The organism is Halomicronema sp. CCY15110, from assembly GCF_016888165.1.
Lineage (GTDB): Bacteria > Cyanobacteriota > Cyanobacteriia > Phormidesmidales > Phormidesmidaceae > Halomicronema.
Map to the genome: position 1 here is coordinate 1 of NZ_JACSWC010000189.1, position 4,099 is coordinate 4,099.

General features: G+C 54.2%; 3 protein-coding genes. 1 reads left to right on the top strand and 2 read right to left on the bottom strand.

The features are described from left to right. Positions 1-321 precede the first annotated feature (321 nt). Complete coding sequence (locus tag JUK32_RS05680; protein WP_204137883.1) at positions 322-1,788, bottom strand: phosphoglucomutase/phosphomannomutase family protein; 1,467 nt, start codon at positions 1,786-1,788, stop codon at positions 322-324. Between the two features lie 208 nt (positions 1,789-1,996). Next, positions 1,997-2,854 carry a GGDEF domain-containing protein gene (locus tag JUK32_RS05685; protein WP_204137884.1) on the bottom strand — a complete coding sequence of 286 codons (858 nt, stop codon included), beginning with the start codon at positions 2,852-2,854 and terminating at the stop codon, positions 1,997-1,999. Between the two features lie 339 nt (positions 2,855-3,193). Here JUK32_RS05685 and JUK32_RS05690 point away from each other — a divergent pair, with 339 nt between their 5' ends. Then, positions 3,194-3,643: an NUDIX domain-containing protein gene (locus JUK32_RS05690; RefSeq protein WP_204137885.1), complete on the top strand. Its 450-nt coding sequence runs from the start codon at positions 3,194-3,196 to the stop codon at positions 3,641-3,643. The last annotated feature ends 456 nt before the right edge of the window (positions 3,644-4,099 follow it).

Genomic DNA, 4,099 nt, shown 5'->3' on the forward strand with positions numbered 1-4,099 from the left:
TAACTGACCCAGGCACCCAGCTACCCAGCCACCCAAGCACTGCCATTACCGGGATGTTATTTTCCCGCCGATCCCTTTGTCCCCCCCCTTCAGTGATCCTGATGATCATTGGCGGTGGCGCTTTGCGGTTGGCAAAAGTTCCGTAGACCACCTGGTGGGTAGGCTGCTAACCTGCCACCCTCACCCGTTGGGGCGAAAACGACACCGGAGCGGCATGACCCAGTCGTCTTGAACGGTCAGGATGACCGTCAAACTAGGAAGTGCACAGCTCTCAACGGATTAGCTCGTAGTCGGGGAGCGGATGGTTAGTGCAAGGGTTGGCTAGCCAATCGCGGTGGCCCAGTCTTTGGCCCAGCTCAGGTGTTTGTGAACTTCCGCCAGATCTTTGGCTTCGCTGTACAAGCGCAGCACGGGTTCAGTCCCGCTAAAGCGGATCAGCAGCCAGCTTTCATCCGCCAGGGTCAGCTTATAGCCGTCGATATCCAAACAATGGGTGACGGCCTTGCCCGCCACGGTTTGGGGGCAGTTAGTTTTAAGCTCGTGCAGCAGTTTGTCGCGCACCTCCATGCTGGCAAGGGGCAGGTCGATGCGATCGTAGTCGGAGTGGTAGCCCGTGAGGTCTTGCAAGCTGCGATAGCGATCGCTCAAATCCATGCCCGATGTCACCACCGCTTCCAGCACATACAGCGCCGACAGCAGCGCATCCCGCTCGGGAATATGATGGCCGTAACCGACGCCGCCGGACTCTTCGCCCCCGATCAGCGCGTTGGACTCCATCATGCGATCAGCAATGTATTTGTAGCCCACCGGCGTCTCATAAACCTCTCGCTCGTGCAGTTTGGCCACCTTAGGAATCAGGTTGGAACCGCTAATGGTCTTGATCACTTCGCCGCTGTAGCCGTGAACCTGGGTCAGGTGATCAATCAAGATGGGAATCAAAATCTGCGAGCTGAGGAAGTTGCCTTTGCCATCCACTGCACCAATGCGATCGCTGTCGCCATCAAACACTAGGCCGGTAACCAGGCCCCCGGCGACCGTCGGCTCATAGTCGGCCACGGTCTTCAACATGCGCTGCAAATATTTCGGCAATGGTTCCGGGGCACCTCCCTCAAATAGGGGGTCTGCCTCACTATTCAATTCATGAATCGGGCGGCCCAAGAGGCGCTCTAGTCCCGTGGCGGCAGAACCATGCATCACATCGGCAAAGACCGTGAGCTTACCATTGGCGATCGCCGCTTGAATGCCCGCCAAGTCCACTTTGGACTGCAACTCTTGGCAGTAGCTCGGCCAGGGATCAAAGCGCTCTAGCTGGCCCGGTTGTGCGGCGGTGGGCACTGGGGTGTCGAGTTGCGCTTCTACTTTTTGGGTCACGTCGGGGGGCACCGAGCCCCCAAAGGCACTCTTAATTTTTAGACCGTTGTAGGCGGCGGGGTTGTGGCTGGCGGTGATGACGATCGCGCCCAGAGCGCCTGTATCTTTAGCGGCCCAACTGAAAGCGGGTGTGGGGGCAAAATCTTCTGACAACAGCACGTCAAACCCGATTTGGGTAATGGCTTCGGCAGCGGCTTGGGCAAATTGCGGTGACAGAAAGCGGCGATCGTGTCCCACAATCACGGTATTGCTGTCGGTTTGTTTGCCATAGCATTGCTGCAAGACTTGGGCCGCAACTTGAGCCACGTGCACCACCCGCCCCATGGTGAAGTCAGCGGCGATCATGCCCCGCCAGCCATCGGTGCCAAATTTAATCGGTTTATCAATAAAAGCAGTTGGAGATAGTGCGATCGCCATAAAAGTTTCCCAATGAATGAATTTGAATTTATTTGCTTGCCAACCAAGAGTTTACCCAAGTCATCCGCAAATGTACGAGGACTGAACTAGGTTGACGACGAGAGGATTAATATTGTGGCGGCGGTTGTAAGTGCGATCGCCCCCAACCCTTTTCCCAGACAGGTCGATGGGCTTTGGGACGCTATTCTCAAGAGGCCATTGCCGCCGACTAGCCGTAGATGGATTGTACGAGTTGGTTCTTGCCGTGGGTTTTGACGTTGTACATCAGTTTGTCGGCGGCGGCCAGAGCGGCATCGGCTGACTCTGGAGCCTGCATAAAGGTGACGGCCCCAATGCTAAAACCAATCGGCACGGCTTGCGTGTTGGTGAGATGGGTGAGGGCATCAAACAATCGCGACAACAAATGACTTGCCTGCCCTTGATTGGTTTGCGGTAGGAAGCAAGCAAACTCATCCCCGCCTAAACGGGAGGCGGGGTCGCTGCTGCGCAATGTCTGTTGCAGGACGATCGCGATCGCTTGCAGCAGATCATCGCCCGCCGCATGACCGCAGCGATCGTTGACTGCCTTAAAGTTATCGACATCTAAATAGACCAACGTAAAGGGCAAACTGTAGCGGCTAGCGCGGAAAATTTCTTGCGCTAACGCCTCGGCAAACGCCCGCCGATTGAGGAGTCCAGTCAAAAAGTCGGTGCGCGCTAGCTGTTGCTCTTGGCGGTAACTGGCTTTGAGCTCCGCCAGCAAAAAGACCAGCAACAGCCAGAAGCCGAGTCTGACTCCGGTATTCCAGGTTAAGAACACGATAGTGGTGTCGGGGGTCGCTCGACTAGCTTCCGCGATCGCCCACAGCACTGCCGCCATCCCACTGGCCAGATAGCCCGCTTTAATGTTGAAGTACCAAGCGAGGGTCAAAATCGGTAGCGTATAAAAAATGGAGAATCCCAAATTCATCCGAATAGTGTGGTCAACGCCCCAAATCGCCAGCATGATGACCGTATTGCCAACGACATGCTGCCAAGCTCCACGTTGATGGAGCCATTGATTAACCTGGTGTTGCGCAACTTTCATGATGTTCACTTCCCCGTTCTCACTGGAAGCGCCAAGTAGGCCGAAGAATTTGGCTCACATCTCATAGTGGGAGTTCAGGATTCTAGTGGGAGTGCATGATGACCTCGCAATCAGAGGTATTACAGCTCTGTACCAGATTGTTCGGGGATTCTCGTCATGCCTAATGACCAAATTAGAGCGTGATGATGAGTTCTTGGCAAGATGAGTTCTTGGCAATGATAGTAGGCTAAAACCATGGGCCGAATGCGTCATGGAATTAAGAATTAAACGGTGATGCTGATTGAAAAGCTGAACCCTGAATTTCCGTTTATAGTCTGGACGTATTGATCGATCAGGGCTATGTCAACTAATAAAACTGAAGTCGCGATCGCGCTCTTGATGCATGAAGGGCAGTTTCTCCTACAACTCCGAGACAACATTCCCACCATCGTGTATCCCGGTCACTGGGCCTTTTTTGGTGGCCATATTGAACCCGGCGAGACTCCAGAAGAGGGAGTGTGGCGGGAACTCAAAGAAGAAATCAACTATGTCCCTCCCCACCTCAACTTATTTACCCGCTGGGAGCATGAAAATATTGTGCGCCATGTGTTTTACGGGCCGCTGGAGGTGCCGCCCGAGCAGCTCCAGCTCAATGAAGGTTGGGATTTGGGGTTATGGACGGTGGCCGACATTCAACGGGGGGAAAAGTATTCTCCCGTGGCCCACCAGAGCCGACCGCTGGGCCAACCACACCGCACGCTACTGCTGCGTTTTTTGGCGGCTCACCCGCAAGCGCGGCCAGGGGAATAGTGCGGTCAGGATTCACCAGGCAAAAATTTCGCGGGGTCAACGTTAGCCTGGCTTCCTCCAACCAATGCGATGTCACCGCCACAAAAAGCAGCCCTGTCAGAACCTGACAGGGCTGGAGACGCAGTTAGGAGGTATCTTGACTTCAAAGCTTAAAGGCAAGCATTGAAAACTTGCGACTATTTAAGACCAATTTAAGGACTTATAAGAAAGTGAGTTGCAAATGTTTATATTGTGGCCACGAAAGCAGCTGAATTAACTAAGTCGGTAGGCGCAATAATGCCGCCAACGGGTTTCGCCCCCGCTCAACCCTCAACGTCTTGCCTGGCCAGTGGTACTGCTGATTGAGCAGAGTCGAAATCAGCCACCAGGTTACCGTTTAACTAGGGCCTGTCATCATTTAGTCATCAAAGCCTTGCGGCAAAAGGACGACAGGCCCTAGTTTATTTCAGGAGTGCG